Source organism: Paenibacillus sp. TSM33 (genome assembly GCF_056099025.1).
In genome coordinates this window covers 881,734-898,232 of record NZ_JBLZXB010000017.1, presented here as the reverse complement: position 1 = coordinate 898,232, position 16,499 = coordinate 881,734, and the positions used below count along the sequence as shown (strand labels likewise).

General features: G+C 42.9%; 21 protein-coding genes, 1 tRNA gene and 1 pseudogene. 13 read left to right on the top strand and 10 right to left on the bottom strand.

Annotated elements, in window-relative coordinates:
• Window positions 1-7: 7 nt before the first annotated feature.
• On the bottom strand, window positions 8-919 hold the full coding sequence (locus ACN6NF_RS15935) for a LysR family transcriptional regulator (protein WP_474318551.1): 912 nt from the start codon (window positions 917-919) through the stop codon (window positions 8-10).
• A 118-nt stretch (window positions 920-1,037) separates the two neighbouring features.
• Between ACN6NF_RS15935 and ACN6NF_RS15930 the strand changes: the two genes are divergently transcribed.
• Window positions 1,038-2,063: a YeiH family protein gene (locus ACN6NF_RS15930; protein ID WP_474318550.1), complete on the top strand. Its 1,026-nt coding sequence runs from the start codon at window positions 1,038-1,040 to the stop codon at window positions 2,061-2,063.
• A 236-nt stretch (window positions 2,064-2,299) separates the two neighbouring features.
• Window positions 2,300-3,847, top strand: coding sequence for a GH25 family lysozyme (locus ACN6NF_RS15925; protein WP_474318549.1), 1,548 nt, complete (start codon window positions 2,300-2,302; stop codon window positions 3,845-3,847).
• Window positions 3,848-3,918: 71 nt separating this feature from the next.
• Here the strand turns inward: ACN6NF_RS15925 and ACN6NF_RS15920 are convergent, their stop codons facing one another.
• Window positions 3,919-4,185, bottom strand: a complete 267-nt coding sequence (locus tag ACN6NF_RS15920; RefSeq protein ID WP_474318548.1) for a DUF2642 domain-containing protein — start codon at window positions 4,183-4,185, stop codon at window positions 3,919-3,921.
• 169 nt (window positions 4,186-4,354) lie between these two features.
• Here ACN6NF_RS15920 and ACN6NF_RS15915 point away from each other — a divergent pair, with 169 nt between their 5' ends.
• Window positions 4,355-4,483 carry a hypothetical protein gene (locus ACN6NF_RS15915; RefSeq protein ID WP_016821506.1) on the top strand — a complete coding sequence of 43 codons (129 nt, stop codon included), beginning with the start codon at window positions 4,355-4,357 and terminating at the stop codon, window positions 4,481-4,483.
• A gap of 190 nt (window positions 4,484-4,673) precedes the next feature.
• Here ACN6NF_RS15915 and ACN6NF_RS15910 read toward each other — a convergent pair whose 3' ends face one another.
• Together ACN6NF_RS15910 and ACN6NF_RS15905 are read right to left on the bottom strand one after the other, a co-directional pair.
• Window positions 4,674-4,901, bottom strand: a complete 228-nt coding sequence (locus ACN6NF_RS15910; protein ID WP_474318547.1) for a hypothetical protein — start codon at window positions 4,899-4,901, stop codon at window positions 4,674-4,676.
• Between the two features lie 115 nt (window positions 4,902-5,016).
• Entirely contained in the window at window positions 5,017-5,682 is a 666-nt protein-coding gene (locus ACN6NF_RS15905; RefSeq protein WP_474318546.1) for a cupin domain-containing protein, read from the bottom strand.
• Window positions 5,683-6,136: 454 nt separating this feature from the next.
• Here ACN6NF_RS15905 and ACN6NF_RS15900 point away from each other — a divergent pair, with 454 nt between their 5' ends.
• From ACN6NF_RS15900 to ACN6NF_RS15875, 6 genes are all read left to right on the top strand, one after another.
• Entirely contained in the window at window positions 6,137-6,790 is a 654-nt protein-coding gene (locus ACN6NF_RS15900; protein ID WP_474318545.1) for a cell wall hydrolase, read from the top strand.
• A 185-nt stretch (window positions 6,791-6,975) separates the two neighbouring features.
• Window positions 6,976-7,326 carry a hypothetical protein gene (locus tag ACN6NF_RS15895; protein WP_016821502.1) on the top strand — a complete coding sequence of 117 codons (351 nt, stop codon included), beginning with the start codon at window positions 6,976-6,978 and terminating at the stop codon, window positions 7,324-7,326.
• Window positions 7,327-7,357: 31 nt separating this feature from the next.
• Window positions 7,358-8,344, top strand: a complete 987-nt coding sequence (locus ACN6NF_RS15890; RefSeq protein ID WP_474318544.1) for a ketoacyl-ACP synthase III — start codon at window positions 7,358-7,360, stop codon at window positions 8,342-8,344.
• A 216-nt stretch (window positions 8,345-8,560) separates the two neighbouring features.
• A complete protein-coding gene (locus ACN6NF_RS15885) occupies window positions 8,561-9,094 on the top strand; it encodes a GNAT family N-acetyltransferase (RefSeq protein WP_474318543.1) in 534 nt (177 codons plus the stop codon).
• 133 nt (window positions 9,095-9,227) lie between these two features.
• Window positions 9,228-10,328: a glycerol dehydrogenase gene (locus ACN6NF_RS15880; RefSeq protein ID WP_474318542.1), complete on the top strand. Its 1,101-nt coding sequence runs from the start codon at window positions 9,228-9,230 to the stop codon at window positions 10,326-10,328.
• 188 nt (window positions 10,329-10,516) lie between these two features.
• Complete coding sequence (locus ACN6NF_RS15875; protein ID WP_474318541.1) at window positions 10,517-10,732, top strand: hypothetical protein; 216 nt, start codon at window positions 10,517-10,519, stop codon at window positions 10,730-10,732.
• 71 nt (window positions 10,733-10,803) lie between these two features.
• Here the strand turns inward: ACN6NF_RS15875 and ACN6NF_RS15870 are convergent, their stop codons facing one another.
• Window positions 10,804-11,835, bottom strand: coding sequence for a glycosyl hydrolase (locus ACN6NF_RS15870; protein ID WP_474318539.1), 1,032 nt, complete (start codon window positions 11,833-11,835; stop codon window positions 10,804-10,806).
• 662 nt (window positions 11,836-12,497) lie between these two features.
• On the opposite strand from ACN6NF_RS15870, the gene ACN6NF_RS15865 reads away from it, so the two are divergent.
• The 3 genes from ACN6NF_RS15865 to ACN6NF_RS15855 all read left to right on the top strand — a co-directional run bounded on the left by ACN6NF_RS15865 (window position 12,498) and on the right by ACN6NF_RS15855 (window position 13,298).
• Window positions 12,498-12,680, top strand: a complete 183-nt coding sequence (locus ACN6NF_RS15865; protein ID WP_430185152.1) for a hypothetical protein — start codon at window positions 12,498-12,500, stop codon at window positions 12,678-12,680.
• 43 nt (window positions 12,681-12,723) lie between these two features.
• Entirely contained in the window at window positions 12,724-13,050 is a 327-nt protein-coding gene (locus ACN6NF_RS15860) for a YnfA family protein (RefSeq protein ID WP_474318538.1), read from the top strand.
• Window positions 13,051-13,145: 95 nt separating this feature from the next.
• On the top strand, window positions 13,146-13,298 hold the full coding sequence (locus ACN6NF_RS15855) for a hypothetical protein (protein WP_019688000.1): 153 nt from the start codon (window positions 13,146-13,148) through the stop codon (window positions 13,296-13,298).
• A 32-nt stretch (window positions 13,299-13,330) separates the two neighbouring features.
• Here the strand turns inward: ACN6NF_RS15855 and ACN6NF_RS15850 are convergent.
• Both ACN6NF_RS15850 and ACN6NF_RS15845 read right to left on the bottom strand, forming a co-directional pair.
• Window positions 13,331-13,522, bottom strand: a pseudogene (locus tag ACN6NF_RS15850) (hypothetical protein).
• Between the two features lie 126 nt (window positions 13,523-13,648).
• Entirely contained in the window at window positions 13,649-13,807 is a 159-nt protein-coding gene (locus ACN6NF_RS15845) for a hypothetical protein (RefSeq protein WP_013311032.1), read from the bottom strand.
• A gap of 248 nt (window positions 13,808-14,055) precedes the next feature.
• On the opposite strand from ACN6NF_RS15845, the gene ACN6NF_RS15840 reads away from it, so the two are divergent.
• A tRNA-Leu gene (locus ACN6NF_RS15840) sits at window positions 14,056-14,141 on the top strand.
• 75 nt (window positions 14,142-14,216) lie between these two features.
• Here ACN6NF_RS15840 and ACN6NF_RS15835 read toward each other — a convergent pair.
• The 3 genes from ACN6NF_RS15835 to ACN6NF_RS15825 all read right to left on the bottom strand — a co-directional run bounded on the left by ACN6NF_RS15835 (window position 14,217) and on the right by ACN6NF_RS15825 (window position 16,463).
• The gene (locus ACN6NF_RS15835) at window positions 14,217-15,527 is read right to left on the bottom strand and encodes a tyrosine-type recombinase/integrase (RefSeq protein ID WP_474318537.1); all 1,311 of its coding nucleotides are present in this window, start codon (window positions 15,525-15,527) and stop codon (window positions 14,217-14,219) included.
• Window positions 15,528-15,602: 75 nt separating this feature from the next.
• The gene (locus ACN6NF_RS15830; protein WP_474318536.1) at window positions 15,603-16,016 is read right to left on the bottom strand and encodes an ImmA/IrrE family metallo-endopeptidase; all 414 of its coding nucleotides are present in this window, start codon (window positions 16,014-16,016) and stop codon (window positions 15,603-15,605) included.
• An 18-nt stretch (window positions 16,017-16,034) separates the two neighbouring features.
• Entirely contained in the window at window positions 16,035-16,463 is a 429-nt protein-coding gene (locus tag ACN6NF_RS15825; RefSeq protein ID WP_474318535.1) for a helix-turn-helix domain-containing protein, read from the bottom strand.
• Window positions 16,464-16,499: the final 36 nt, after the last annotated feature.

Below are 16,499 nucleotides of genomic sequence, written 5' to 3'. Positions count from 1 at the left end.
AAGCACCTTAAGGGGTGCTTTTTTTCTGCACATTATCCTTCACATTATAGTCTCGCAAAATCTCCAAAAAAGCGGTGGTTGCTTTCGTCTCAAATACCGCAGAAGGGGTCAGAAAAGAAAATTTCCGAATAAACGGGAGATTGAGAATATCCAATACTTCTAATGTTCCCAAAGCAAGTTCCTTTTGAATTACCCATTGGGACAGCAAAGAAATCCCCAAGCCTGCTTCTACAGACTCTTTGATAATCTGTGTACTGCCAAAATTCATCATATGAGAAGGATAAAATCGAAGCTGTGCAAACATCTTTTCAGCCGCCTCCCGGGTTCCAGAGCCTTCTTCCCGCAGAATCCAGATGTCCTCATGCAATTCATTTATATCCACTTGAGATTTACCAGCCAAACGATGATTTTGCGGAACGACAATAACCATTTCATCATCGGCAAAGGATTCAATGTGTAAATGGTCATGCTGAAATTCTCCTTCGATAATGCCCACATCCAGTTGATTATGGATCACGAGCTTTTCAATTTCCAATGTATTGCCGATGGTAATGGAGGGCTGAATGAGTGGGTACTGAATTCTCATTTGCGCAATTACATGTGGTAATACATATTCACCATACGTGTAGCTTGCACCAATAGACAGGTTACCCTTTGCCGTATGCATTAGCTCATCTACCAAGTACTGCATACGTGTATGGAGTCGGATAATCTCCTGGGCATGATGATACACAATTTCACCTGCTTTAGTTAAGCGCACATATTTATTACTTCGCTCCAGGAGCCGGGTTCCTACACTGCGTTCCAGTGTTTGAATATATTGACTTACCGCAGGTTGGGTCATATGTAGTGCCTCAGCAGCTCGTGTAAAATTTTGTTTCTCCGCAACCCTAACAAAAACGACTAAAGATTGATCCAATGCTTATTCCTCCAATTTAATCATGCCTGTTTACTTATTATCATTATTATAATGATTTATTTTTCTTATGACAAAATACATATTAAGCTGTATGCATGTAGAATTGGAGGGAATCAGCATGAAAAGTCATAATCAACACAGCAAACTTTTATTGAACAAAGGTCGATTGTTTCGGTTTTTATTCGGCGTTCTGCTAACGATGATCTTTGCACTGGCAGGATACGTCCTGAATGAAGTACCAGGCTTTCATTATGTAGGTCCATTGGCATGTGCGATGTTTCTCGCTATACTATACCGACAATTGTGGGGATACCCTGAAGCTATACGCTCAGGAATTGAGTTTTCAGCCAAGAAAATACTGCGCGGAGCTATTGTGTTATATGGACTGAAGCTGAATATGGATGTTGTTATTCATCAGGGGCTGGGGTTGCTTTTACGTGATGTAGGCACTGTGGTGTTCGCCATTTTTTTTACGGTTTGGCTGGCCAAACGATGTAAGGCAGATGCTTCGCTTTCGCTACTTCTAGGGATTGGAACAGGAGTTTGCGGTGCAGCAGCGATTGCAGCTGTTTCTCCCTTGTTAAAGTCCGACGATGAGGATACAGCCATAGGAGTTGGACTCATTGCCTTGGTCGGAACGGTATTTTCCATTTTGTTTACAGTGCTTCGACCTTGGCTTCCTCTGACGGATATGCAATATGGAATCTGGTCGGGCATCAGCTTACATGAAATTGCACATGTGGCCTTAGCAGCAGCACCTGCCGGACAGGATGCTCTTGCCATGGGTTTATTAGCCAAACTGGGGCGTGTCTTCTTACTCATACCGCTTAGCTTTATTTTAATGTATTGGATGAAACGAACCGGAAAGATTCGTACAGATGCTAAAGTGGGATTCCCCTGGTTCCTCATCGGCTTTATTGCGGCAAGTATTTTGGGAAGTTATGTATTTGGAAAATATATTGTAATTCCACCTAATCTAATGAACGAACTTTCTCAGCTCACCACCTTTATGTTAACGATGGCTATGGTAGGCATGGGCCTGAATGTGAGCTTTAAGACTTTAAGAGAGAAAGCAATGCTGCCCTTACTTGTACTGTCTGTTACTTCAATCCTACTTGTAGGACTAACATTTGTAACTGTATGAATAGAAAGCATGTGGTTGTGATGAGCTAGCTGGCAATTGAGATTAGTAAAACTGGAAAGAGCTCTGCTTGCGTATAGCTGGCAGAGTTTTTTAGTGCTTTCGTATTATAAGGCTGAAATATATAATGAATGAATCGTAACTTTTTACATAGGAGTCGCGTCTATCCAAATGGAGGCTTCAGAGGGGCATGGAATGTAAAATTTCATAGTGAAAAATTAGAGATTGGTAGGGTACATATGAAGAAAATTAGTTTATTTGCTTTTTTGTTTCTGTTTCTACTAGCATTTCCAGGAGAAAGTCACGCTGCGTCTTCAAATTCACATATTCAGCTGGACGGTAAAGATATAAGTGTTAGCAAGGGGGCGCAGATTCAGGAAGTAAAGGGGAATGTGCTGGTTCCACTCCGTCTTATTGTAGAGGAATTGGGTTATCGTGTGAATTGGGAGTCTAAGACAGGGACCATAACTATACATAAGCAAAATCTCAACCTGAGCCTTCAGGTCAACAATCCTATTGCCTCAGTTAATGATCAACCGATGGGGTTGGCTGTAGCTCCTTTGCTTAACGGGGGGACGACTTATGTTCCGCTTCGCTTTGTATCTGAACAGACAGGAATGGAAGTGTCATGGAACAACGAACTTAAAACCGTATTTTTGACGACTCCGCCTGCTTCAAGCGGAAACAGCGTAACCACCAATGATCATTCTGCTACTCAAGCTGCTGCAAGTGATGCTACAGCCAGCGAACGTACGGCTATCAATCAAATTAGCTTCAATAATCACCAATTGATGATAACGGTAGATGGAAAGGTAAGCCCCAAAGTAACCACATTGACTCAACCAGATCGTATTGTTGTAGATATACCTGATTCGAAGTTTGGCGAGGAATTTTCAGCATCGCAATCTATTAACAATGGTGGACAAGGAAGTTTTTCGATTGCAGAGGATGCGGATGCTTCCAAGGTAAGATACTCCATGTTTAGCACAAACCCAGCCTCGGCACGTATTGTGGTAGATCTTGATCACAGCACACCCTTTCATCTAATCAATGCAGATGATGGTAAAGTGGTCATAGCGTTGGATCAGGCTTCGGAGGAGTCAGCATCTACCGATACTGTTATATCTACTATACCTGTTGAGCCTACGATTTCTTCTGATGGACACGCGCAGGGGATTGACGTCTCGCACCATAATGGCAATATTGATTGGCAGCAGGTGGCGGCGGCAGGCAAGACATTTGCTTTTATTAAAGCTACAGAGGGCACCAAGTATCAAGATAATCAATTTTTAGCAAATGTTCAGGGGGCCAGAGATGCTAACATCCTGGTTGGCGCTTACCACTTTTTGAACGCAACTACCGTGGATGGAGCTCGCCAGGAAGCAGCTAATTTTGCCAGAGCTATAGATTCGGCAGGAGGGCGGCTGGATCTGCCCCCTGTGATGGATTATGAAAATAATCCTAAAGGCCTTACTCCCGCACAGATCAATGAAGTGGCTCATGCATTTTTAGATGAAATGGAGAAGCTTACCGGGCGTGAGCCGATCGTATACACGGGAAACGTCTTTGCTTCCAAGTTTGATCCTACGTTTTCTATGTATAAATTGTGGGTAGCGCGTTACAGCACTACGCAAAAGCCGACCGCAGTTCCAGCTTGGAATAGCTGGTGGGCTTGGCAATACAGTAGCACAGGCAGTGTTCCAGGTATTAGCGGCCAAGTCGATCTAGATGAGTACAATGGAACGATAGATCAACTTCGTGCTTCACTGGCAGGCTCGCTTGATTAGCAGGTTCATGTCATGAATAATCCTCGCGAATCCGAATTAGGATCTGCGAGGATTTTTAATGTCTGATTTGTTTAGTTGGGCATGATCCATACGATTTCGCTGATTCGAACAAAGAATTTTTTTCCGTATACATCCAAGATGACATGGTCAGGCTTAGTATCCACTACACATCCATCAATTCTGCCACGTGTTGTTTCAAGTACAACGTACTTGCCGATCACCGATTTTAATGTCTCTACAACATACGGATCTACGGGGTGTACCACGACATGGTGGGAGGTAGGATGGTGAGGAAAAGGTTGATTAACGTTATAATTGAACATTTGATTTGAATTCAATTGCTTCACTCCTTCAGGATTAGTTGTGATATCCTATGCTCCTGCCTATGAAAGGTGTAGGCTAACGCCCATCAGCGAAAATATTCATAACATTGCCAAAAAGCCCGGTCCATAGGAGAGCTCAATACATAAGCTATGTTGTACCTTGAAATAAAGGAGGCAATGATCCATGAGTGAATGTGAAAGAGGTTGCGGTGGCGGTTCGGTAGGGGGCTACCCAGGCGTTTGGACATCGACAGGAGCTATTCTGGTATTGTTCATTCTGCTCGTTATCATTACTAAGTCTTTTTGGATCTAAATTAAATTGAGTAGCTTAACCCCCCATTGGTATATTACCGGTGGGGGGTTAAGTGTTCTAGAGAATGGATTGTATGATAATAAAACACCTCAAATAACAGCGTACAAGCCCTACACAAACTGTGCCGGGCTGGGCAGCTGTCAAATGAGGTGCTTTGGCATTTATAGATAGGAACAGAATGGAGTGGGGATTAAATTAAAGCAATCGCCAACAGGGTAAACAGGCTCAAAGTTAGGATTTGATCACCATACCCGTAAGGATAAAAGGCAGACGTTTGTACACGTCCGTTCCGTTCGGTTTTTAAGTACACATTTTTACGATCCACATCCGTAATAGTTCCTTCGTACTGTTTTCCGTCAATGGTGAGAATACGCACCTTTTTATTCATACAGCTCAAACAGTTGTAGTAAGCGTCCATTCAATCACCCCCTCTTATACACATTGGCATTTTATGAGAGGGAAAGTCTTATGGTAACGGCGAACATACAGCGAAGGGGGATTCTGTCGTATTTCAGTTCTGACTAAGGTTAATCTTATTCTTGATAGGGATTAAAGGAAAAACCAGGGTATCCATGAGCATAGGTGTAACCTCTTTGGGGGGCGACCTGACGATGTGATGAAGTATCGTTTAGCCTTACATGAATCCCTGGTTTTCGAGGTGGCTGCTGCTTGCAGTCATTGGGAGGACCGATGATCACAGGTTTTTTAATAGGGGCGAGCGCTTCCTGAACCTTTTTCTCATCCAGGCAGTAAGTATGAGCCATAATGTTACTTGGCGTTAGCCGCAAAACATCGGAGCCTAAAATGAATTCAGGGACTGGAGCGTTAAAAATCGCCAACAAGTGAGTGTTGTCCACCGTGGCGACTAGATAATGCCACCATCCCTGGGGGACGTTAGCCACCTGTCCAGGTGTAATCGGAAAATGTCGTAACTCGCGGGTAAAGGGATTGATCAGTGACACGGTCACTGCGCCAGAGATACAGTATATTAGTTCTGTGGCATTTTGGTGGTAGTGAGGCTCTACAACATTAGCCGTGCTGAGACGGATATCCAGTAGCGATACATTTGCTAATGTATTCAGCTGCTGGATCGACAGCTCGTGGATTGAGTTCTGAGCATCTTTCTGAAATAAAATATTGTCGCTTAAATCGTAGGTGAACTGTACAGTGGGAGAGGTGTAATCCATATATGAATTCACGTGTCCTTTCCTGCCTTTCTGTTACTCGAAATGAATGATCGTACGCTACCCTATGCATTCGCCTATATATATGTGCACAAAATGTGGTTTGAAAAAGCAAATGTAGGTTCAGGTCCTGGGTAGATTGAATCGAAAAATAGCGAAAAAAGTCACGTATTCAAGTGTAGTCAATATGTGACCGATTGCTTTTCATACACGTCAGCCCCTTAGGAATGGTGTTTTATTAGCTTGGGTATTCTTAGGACCAGAGCCGGATGATACGTAAATGCGGCTTATGGTATACTGCAACGGACGTGTGAACGCATTAATGTCCGATTCCATATGTAGCCACGTCTCATTTCTGCAGCTAGTCATAAGTTATGGCATAAGAAGCATCATCGGATAAACGTCCCTGGGTTGTACAGGCCGGAATGGTTGCACCGGACAGAACATGAAAGAGGAGGTTGTCTGGAATATGAAAAAATTATCTATTTTAATCCTGTCCTGCGCATGCATGTTAGGTACTGTATTGTCAGTTGCACCAGGACAAGCACAGGCACAATCGTCAACTTTAAAGAAAGGGATTCAAAGCGAACAGGTGCTGGAGCTTCAACAGCAGCTTCATTCACTCGGTTACTTCAAAGCTGGTTTTACGGGGTACTATGGCTCTTTAACTAGCAAAGCAGTGGCTCGTTTTCAGCGGGATCACGGTCTGACGCCTGATGGTATAGCCGGAGCGGCAACACAGACCAAGCTGGATTCATTCGGAAAGGTTCGTGTAACCGCGTTGGATCAATTGGCACGTATCATTTATTCCGAGGCGCGTGGAGAATCGTTTGAAGGACAAGTAGCTGTAGGCGCTGTCGTATTAAACCGTGTGCAGTCCGGCGAGTTTCCAAGCTCGATTCCGGACGTTATTTTACAACCGGGTCAATTCACCGCTGTACAGGATGGTCAATACCGCCTGAAGCCCAACAAGACTGCGTACCGAGCAGCCAGACAGGCACTTAATGGTGCTGATCCGACCAATGGGTCCTTGTTTTATTACAACCCAGCTATTGCCACAGCCAAATGGAGTAAAAGTCGTCCGGCTGTCATCTCACTGGGTCGTCATACATTTACGAATTAATTTCATATGAGCATTTGTAATTTTTTCAGCCGTCAGTAGCTTCTTGGAGAAGTGTGACGGCTTTTTGTGTATTCACAAATTTGTAATATATTAGGGATGATGTATCTCGGTTCATATTAAAAATTCTACCTATTATTCCGATACTCTTAATAGACAAAAAATGAAATCAAAGGAGTCTTTCTAAAATGAGTCAACATCCTTATACCATCGAAGTGGATCAAGTCATTAAAACGGTACATATGGCAGTGAATGGCGTTTTTAGCCAAGAGGAGTATGACAGCTTTGTAAAGGATTATATCGCCAAAACTTCATCTATTCAGGCATCGAGTTTTACACTCAAGGTAGACTGCACCCAAATGGCACTTTTGGGACCAGGTGAAGTAGAGAAACTGAAGGGCTCTTTTGCACGTTATAAAGAAACTGGATTTGCCAAAATAATTTTTGTTATCAGCCTCCAGCAAACGATTATCAAAATGCAGCTTGGTCGCGTAGCACGTGAAGCAGGATTAAACAACGTAGATATTGTAGTACAATAATGCGCTGACGTATGAGTAAGGGGGAAACCTGATGAGCCATATCAGAATAAAAGCACTGGGAGTGCATCATCCGTCCCATTCGTTGGATAACGAATATTATGTTCGCCATTTTGACGAGCAGGGAAAAGATATTCGACGCTTCATGGAGCATATGGGTAGAAAACAGCGTTATATCATTGATGACCCGAACGAAAACGGTCTAACCATGGGATTAGCAGCTGCGCAAAAAGCTCTGGAACAAGCCGGTATGACAGGTCGTGATGTAGATATGATCGTGTTCTCCACTCAAGTTCCTGAGTCGCTGTTTCCGATGAATGCCTTGTTTGTTCACCAGGCGATTGGGGCTAGACACGACGTGGCAGTGATGGATTCCAATGCGAATTGTGCAGGGATGACAGTAGCTGTCGATCAAGCCAGTCGGTCAATGTTATCTAATCCCGATGTGCGGACAGCGCTTATTATCGGCTCAGATTATAATTCGCTCATTTCCGATCCTGCAGATGAGATTACTTATGCGAACTATGGGGATGCTGCGTGCGCAGTTATTTTGGAGCGCACTGAAGAGGATACTGGATTCATAGATTCCCTGTATTATACGGACCCCGTCAATATAGATAAAATTTTGTACCCGGCTCAGGGGTTAGCGGCGACACTCCAAAGGAACGCACCCGGAAAATATATTCAGTGGCTTCCGTTCGACGCCAATATGGCCCTGCCTCCAACATTTGAGCTGCTTGAACGCATTATAAAAAAGAATGGGCTGACGCCTCAGGATGTACGGGCTTATTGTCTGTCTCAGTTTTCATTGGCTAATGTGTTGAAGATCCAGGAACATTTGGAGCTAGAGGATGACCAAATGATTTATGTGGGTGATCGTTATGGTTATACAGGCACCAGCAGCCCGTTTATTGCTCTATATGAAGGCATTGGATCGGGGCGTATCCGGCGCGGTGATTATGTGCTATTCTGGACGATCGGAGCTGGATATCAACTGGTTGCTATGTTGTTTAAATATTAGGAATACGAAGACCTTGCAGCTGCAAGGTCTTTTTGTATTTCCCACCATGATAATTGTAATGATTTGGTTGTGTTAGGTGTGATTATTTTGTAAAATTTAAACATTGAATTCATAAGGGAGATCTCATATTGCGGACATTGGCTAGCCTGACAATGATGACGGAAAACATCGTACACAATTCATAATAGGAGCTGAAGGGTCATTAAAATCGAAAATTTGTTTTACGGGGAACGAATAAAACTGGCGGCAGTGAGGGAAGAAGATGCTGAACTGATGTTCAAATGGGGTGAGGATGCGAAGTATTTGCGCAATGTGGATACGGATTTGGCACTCCCCTACACGTTGAAACAGATGGAATCGGAAGGATCTCCTAGCTCTAACGAGGTCTATTTTCGGTTAAGAACATTGGCAGACGATGTCTTGATCGGGTTTGTTGCTATTCATGGGATTGAGTGGAATAATCGCTGCGGTCAGCTGGCAGTAGGTATAGGGAATACAGACTACCGTGGCAAGGGTTTTGGAGCGGAAGCTATACGTCTCATTCTTCGTTATGCGTTTTATGAGCTGAATTTAAATCGGGTTGGCTTGGATGTGATTGAGTACAATACACAAGCGATCCGTACCTATGAGAAGGCAGGATTCCAGCTTGAGGGTAGAGTTCGTTCCGCTGTTCTCCGTGATGGCAACAGCTATGATCGTATTATGATGGGCATCCTGTACTCTGAATGGATTTCGACTCTTAAAGTATAATAGATACACAATTTGTTCATAAAATATTCCATAATAAGCCTTTTAATAATGTGAAAAGAGGTTTATAGTTAAGGGGTCACATGCCCAAATCATTATTAATTTGAGTATGAGTCAAAGCTGAGGAGGAATTTACATGGCAAACGTTGTAAGGTCCGTTACTTCACCCAAGAAATTTATTTCTGGACAAAATCTACTCTCGTCGTTAAATGACTACATCAAGGATTATGGCGATAAGGCTTATGTTATTTGCGATGAGTTTATCCTTGAAAGAGCCCAAAAGGAGGCAGGTGCTTCGATTGAAGCAGCTGGTAACCAGGTGGTCTTTGAGAAATTCCAATATGAATGTACAAAAGAAGAGATTGATCGTAACCGTGAATTAGTACGCAAACATGGTTCGAACATCATTATAGGGATTGGCGGGGGAAAAACGCTGGATACCGCCAAGGCAACAGCATATTATGAAAAGTTGCCGGTCGTTATTTTTCCAACCATTGCTTCTACAGATGCTCCTTGTACCGCGCTTGCGGTTATTTACAAGAAGGATGGTTCCTTTGATGAATATTTGTTCCTGCCTACGAATCCAGATGTAGTACTTGCTGATACAGGTATTTTGGCAGCGGCGCCTGCACGTTTCTTTGCAGCAGGAATTGGTGATGCACTGGCAACTTATTTTGAAGCTCGTGCCTGCTATCAGGCCAATGGGGACAATCTGGTGCTGAACAAGCCTTCCACTACAGGTCTGGGGCTTGCTCGCCTTTGTTATGATACATTGCTGGAGAATGCTGTGAAGGCCAAGCTTGCGGTGGATCGTAAAGTGTATACTCGTGCGGTTGAGGATACGATTGAAGCAACTATTTATCTGAGTGGTGTGGGAGCAGAATCAGGTGGATTGGCAGCGGCACATGCTATTCATAATGGTATGACGGCTGTTCCTTCGCTTCACAAAGCACAGCATGGTGAGAAAGTTACTTTTGGCTTGTTAACTCAGCTGGTGTTGGAAAACGCGCCAAAAGAAGAGCTGGAGACTGTGATTAAGCTGGTTAAGGATGTAGGGCTTCCATTAACTCTTCGTGACCTAGGTGTAGAGGAATTTGTTGAGGCTGAATGGCGCCAGGTAGCTGAAGCTGCTTGTGCAGCAAATGATACGATGATCAACATGCCGTTCCCGGTTAGTCCTGATGATGTGTATAATGCAATCATCGCAGCCAATGCGATTGCAGAATCCTATCAATAATAGTTTCTTTCTAATTCGAAAAGTGAATTTACAAAGACGGGTCTGTCATAACAATGACAGGCCCGTTTCGTTTACGTGCACTACCCAGTGAAACGAAGGAAGGGACCAGGGACTTATATCCTATCTTGTTCTGACCGATATAGATATAACAGGGAAATTAGGTTGGTCACACAGCAGGAGGAGATTTGATGTTGGTACATGGTAAAACACGTAGGGGCAGCTTGTACATCCATATGTCCAGCGGTTTTCACAAGATTGGGGATTTTCGGGAAGAATATTCCGTAGCACCAGGTGATCGGCTGATGTCAAGATTAACCAGGCGGATCTACACCATTGTATCTGTACATCTTGGTGAAGAGGCGTATGCCGATCTTGATCTTGAAGAGGTAATCAGAAATAGTTAGAGAGTTTCATTTGACTGGGTATGAAAAAAGCTTGTATTTCGCTCTAGGAGCAAAGTACAAGCTTTTTTCTTTCAGCGGAGGGACTCATGGAGAAGATCTCGTGTGATAATATTATTTTGGTTCATAAAATGTCTAATGGTTGCCTGCGAATTAGTTGCCGACAGTTCCTTTCCCCATGTCATAGCATAAGCCCAGGCTGGCTGATTCTGTAGCACTTTCGCACTCGGCAGAATATCACTTTCTCCGATTCCCATAGGCTTGCCCTGCGCAAGCTTTAGCAATTCAGTGTAGTAGGAGGATTTGTAATCATTATTATAGATATCGGCTGCAAGCACATCTACCCGGTTAATGCCTGGGAAAGACAGATTATAGGGAGTGCTATATGCGTTCGGGGCATTGGGACTCCAGACCCACAACAGGTTATCTAAATGATGGACGTGTACGAACCGATCATACATTAGGTCCCACAGCTTAGCGTAATTTTGTTTGTTCCCCCACCAAAACCAGTTGCCGTTCATTTCATGATAGGGTCTCCATAAAACTGGCACATCTGCGTCTCGTAAGGTCTTAAGGGACAGAGCCACCTCGTCCAAATCAGCGATGAGCTGTTTATATTGCGGGGTACCGGGCGTGATATAACGATTAAATTCAGCTTGAGTAATTTTTGCTTGTACGTTTTTCCATGTTTTTGGCTTGCCCGGTAACGCCTGATGAAAGGTGATAGCTACGATTCCGCCGTCCTGGCTCCATTCAATAGCACTATTCACAACACGCTGACGTTGCTCTCGTAAGGCAGTACGGGATTGATTAGCCAACCCTCCAAACTCATAGCCGTGAAGCCCTGCGTATTGCCCGCTGATTTGTTGCAGTTTGTTATTTTGTTCATCCGGTGCCTCTAAGTAATCATGCTGGCCGGAAATTAGCATACCATCCGGTACATTAGTTAGGTAGGCAAGTAATTGCCTGGCTTTGGCAGAGGCATGAGCATTAATTGGCGGGGCGGCATCGGCAACAATGAACGATTGTTGAGAGCCACTAAAAAGTAAAACAAGCATTAGCAGTAGCACCCTCTGTAACCAAAAGCGTGTTGAGTGAGATTTCATGGCGCTCCTCCTTTGATGCTGGTAATGGGTTAGTATTTTTCTTTTTGTTTTCTAAGTTGTATGTAGGCGCTAATTATGATTAATACCAGACTAATCAAGGTCCACCCATTGAGTTCCTGCAAGTGTATCCAATTGTCCCACACAAGGAAGCCTGATATAAAAACAAGCAAACCCACTGTAAGGTACATTTTAGTTTGTGCTGGACGCTTGGTATGTTTAGAAAACCAATGTATGATGCCCAAAATGATCGCTGACTGAAATAAAAATATGCCCATTATCATTAAACTAGCTATAAAATAGGGGACATCCGTATCCTCCTCCTAGGTCTACAAACAGAATATGCAGGTTGTAACCGCAGATGTGGATTCTTAGATGCAAGTTTTATGACAGGGTGAGCAACTGTTGTGCTCTGGTTATGATCTTGAACAAGTTGACTAAATTATACCATAACTACCGTCCTGCAATGAAAGGCGTCTAAATACCTACTCTACCTTGATTCGCCATCATACTTTATATTCAGTGAAATATCGACATATGGTTTGTACACTACATACATATGAAGCTCCTTTCGGAAAATGGCGGTAAAGTATAAGTATAAACTCAACGCGAAATCGACGGAAAAGTTTGGTATGATTAAATTGGATTACAAAGGAGGTTTTCATATGAATGAAGAAAACAGACCATTTTCTAGTCCAGCAGATGCTGAGGGAACCAAAGCAAACTTTGATGCCAATCAGCGGAAGCTTCACTCCGAGGGAGCACCAAGCCTTTGGCGTCAGGTCAGTAATCTGCTTATTCTGGTTGGCGTAATTGCATTGATTATTATTATAGGTCGATTACTTTAATGAGATGACTGAAAAGTCAAAAGGATTAGGGATGTGAAATGGTGTGTTAAAGGCAGCTTTACTTTTTATTTTGGCTGGCGTCGCTGAAATCGGAGGTGGATATTTGATCTGGCAGTGGCTGCGAGAAGGCAAGACATGGTATGTCGGACTTTGCGGCGGAGTGATTTTAGCTATCTATGGAGTCATTGCCACTTTTCAGGTCTTCTCCTCCTTTGGGCGTGTATATGCAGCATACGGAGGTGTCTTTATTGTTCTTTCCATTGCATGGGGCTGGTGGATTGATAAAAAGACACCTGACTTGTACGATTTCATTGGTGGATTGATTTGTTTGGTAGGTATAGCTGTAATTCTGTTGCCGCGCTCAGGGTAATAGGACAAAAAACCCTTTTTTATTTTTAAAAACATGACTATAGGTCTACAAAAATAAGCTTCATATTCCGAAATAGAACTTAAGGAGGGGGTTCTATGAACTGGAATCAAATGAAGCTTAGATTGAAATTTGGCAGTGCTATGCCGAAGAGTGAAGGTAATTTCTCTTTTGGTCTCTTGTGTGGACTCTTCATCAGCATTGTGCTTTGGATCTCGATTATTGGTTGGATCATGCTTATCTTCAAGTGATACTTAGCAGCCCGTGACCTATCATTCATGCTTTATTTTGTAAAATCATTACGTAGTTTGTCTATTCCACGTCCTACCGCTTCATCAATCATATCGGTAGCTGCAGGTTAATCGGCATCAGGGTCAGGAATCCGATCAAATCCTGGTTCACGCTTATCCAGAGATTGTTTATATTCGATTTGATCGTCAGTAGGACTCTTTTTTTCGGAGTTGTATTTTTTCATTGCGCATAACACGCTCCTTCTTAGGAATGATCAGTTCTACACTTTACATAAACGCTTATGCTCCATATTAAACGCTTATAAAATAAAACCGGGAAGGATAAATCCCGCCCGGTACTCTCCAAATAACTAGCGATGCTCAATTAAATCAATCGCTCCCAGAACAACATGAGCCAGTCCGAAACCGAGAATGCCTGTAGCTGCAAGTTTGTACTTACTGCTCAGCAACACAGCGCCTGAAGCCGATACTACCGTCCCAAGAACAGCTGGAATCATACCTTCACGCATTCGTAACACCCCTTCTGGTGGTTTGGAAAGACGTTTATTAGTGTAGTTCAAATGTGCACAAGTTATACAAAAAGAGAATTTTTATTATTTTTTTAAAAAAAACTTTACATTTTGATAAAAATATCGTATTATAAGTTGGTGCCCGGTTGAACGACATTTACATAGCGAGAACACTTCTTAGTAAGTAAGCTTCTCAGATACTTGTAAGACAAGGACAAGTAAGTGTAAAATAGCGTTCCCAAATGCTTGCCGGGGTGGCGGAATTGGCAGACGCACAGGACTTAAAATCCTGCGGTAGGTGACTACCGTACCGGTTCGATCCCGGTCCTCGGCATACTAGTTTATTGCATGAAGCCCTTGATACTCAAGGGTTTTTTGTTTTTTTAGGGGATGAGATCTAAAACCCATATCACAAGGGACGAGCGCCTTTTTTACTTTTGGGGACGGATTGGGGACGAACTTTAGGATCGAAGACGTCAAGGTGTGCTGTCGTTTTACGACTGAGCTTCTTGGTGACGTGAGCATAGGTATCTGAAGTCACCTGAGATGTGGAATGTCGCAATCGATGTTGAATCTCCTTGATAGATGCTCCCTGGCCAAGCAAATACGTTGCATTTGTATGGCGTAGACCATGAAGTGATACATTACGGAAACCGTGCCGCTCACACCAGTTTTTCCACTGCTGGGACGGTGTTGTATGGTAATAGGGTTTCCCTGTGCCTGAATGAAAAACAAAGTTGCGATTCCCGCCTTTCCATGTCCCATTTGCCTTTGCCTCAAACCTTAGTTTACGCATGCTTTTAACATGGACGTCCAGTTCCTCCATGTACCATTGTGGCATATCTACATAATCGTTAGATGCTTCATTCTTGGTATCTGAAATGTCCGCTTGTCCATTTTTGGTGCTTGAAATGCTCTCGTCAATCCTTAATCTGCTATTTTCAAAGTCGCAATCGTCTTCGTCTAAAGCAATTAACTCACCGCGTCGGAATCCTCCCATTATCGCCCCCAAGAAAAAAAGTCTCCATTTAGAATCTGTATAAAGTAATTTATCTATTACCTCGACTGCCTCATCTTCTTCAAAGTAATTTTTGCGATCTTTCCGGGCCTTTTTATCCTCTTTGCTAATTTGTGGACGTTTAACGCCTTCCAGGGGATTTTTGGTCAGTACACGCCATTCTAAGGCTCGTTGGAATATGCTATTTGTTACATCGTAAGCATACTGGATTGTACGCGATGCAAGAGTGGTCTTTTTACCTCTTTTATCAACACGGGCACCGGGCTTTCTCATATCAGCGAACAATTTTACTAACATCATGGTTGTAATTTCATCAATAGGCATATGACCAATTTTCGGCAGAACGTGATTATTGATTTTGGAGCAGTGAGATTCCAAGGTGGTTCCGTTCTTTAATTCTATTACGGCGTACTTCGGAATCCATTCATTTTCATAAAAGTTTTTAAACGTCAGCTTGCTGGGTTTGATGTAGTTACCGCTTAATACTTCACTTTTAAAAGCAGCTAATTGATCGTCCAGGTAATCCTTAAGTTTCCGTGTTGCGTCTTTGTACTTCGGACAGTTCTCAGAAAGCTTCATCAGGGGTGGGTCATCGATTTCATGGACCTTATTAGGCCGGTTTCGACTACCGTCAGCGTGATACCCAAGATCAACCCGAAGCCTCCATGTATACTTTCCTCTTTTTTCAATACTTCCTTTCAAAATAATCCCTCCTATAAAACATATGTTCGATATTTATTTATAATTAAACAGCCTTGCGGCTGGAAAGCGCAAAGTTTAATAAAAAATATGAAATATTTCAGGAATCCCACATCTAAGTAGAAATTGTTGTTTCGTCTCGCCTTGTTCCGGCGCATTAAAACCGATTAGCAGGTGTACAGCTAATCGATGCGCTTGCCGTTCCAACTTGTCCACTGAATAAAAAGTGTTGCTTCTAAGGAACGGCGTATTTATACCTGGGTGAAGAATTGCATGTCCAAGCTCATGCGCACTTGTGTAAATGGCTTGTTCTCGACTAAGTCGATTGTTGATGTGTATGACAGGTATGCGATTAGTATTAGAATAATACCCCCATGTGTGTTTCCCTAAATGTTCAAAAAGAACCACAATTTTTCTCTCAGTTGCAATCTCTAAAGGTGAATTGGTTCCGTGGGTTAGAATGAGTTCGCGAGCTTTTTTCTTTTCTATCATCTCGGTTCCCCCGGAAGTTCATTTTCTATATTTTTTTGGTGTGAATTTCTTCTTCGCCATCTCACGCGACATACGAAGAGTATTCTCTAAAGAAATTCGAAGCAGCTCTCGATCCTCTTCGTCCATTGGTTCCCCCATAAAAGATAACGACGAATCAGAATCAAGGTCGTTCATCATTGCCTCAAGTTTTTTAGCGACGTCACGTTCGTCTTTGTCTGTTAGAGCGTAATACGGATCGCCCTTTACGTCATTTGTCCTACCCAACAAATAGTCTGTTGTCGTATCGAGGATATCCGCAATCTTTTGAAGATCTGCACTTGAAGGTGTAACTCTGTCATTTTCTATGTGACCGAAGTTCGAGCTCCCCATCTCTAATTGATCTGCAATTTGTTTTTGAGTCAATTTTGCCTGTTTACGTAAGGCTTTTATTCTTTGACCAAGTAACAAAACCAATTTAAGATATAAGTATGAAAGCCTCTGATA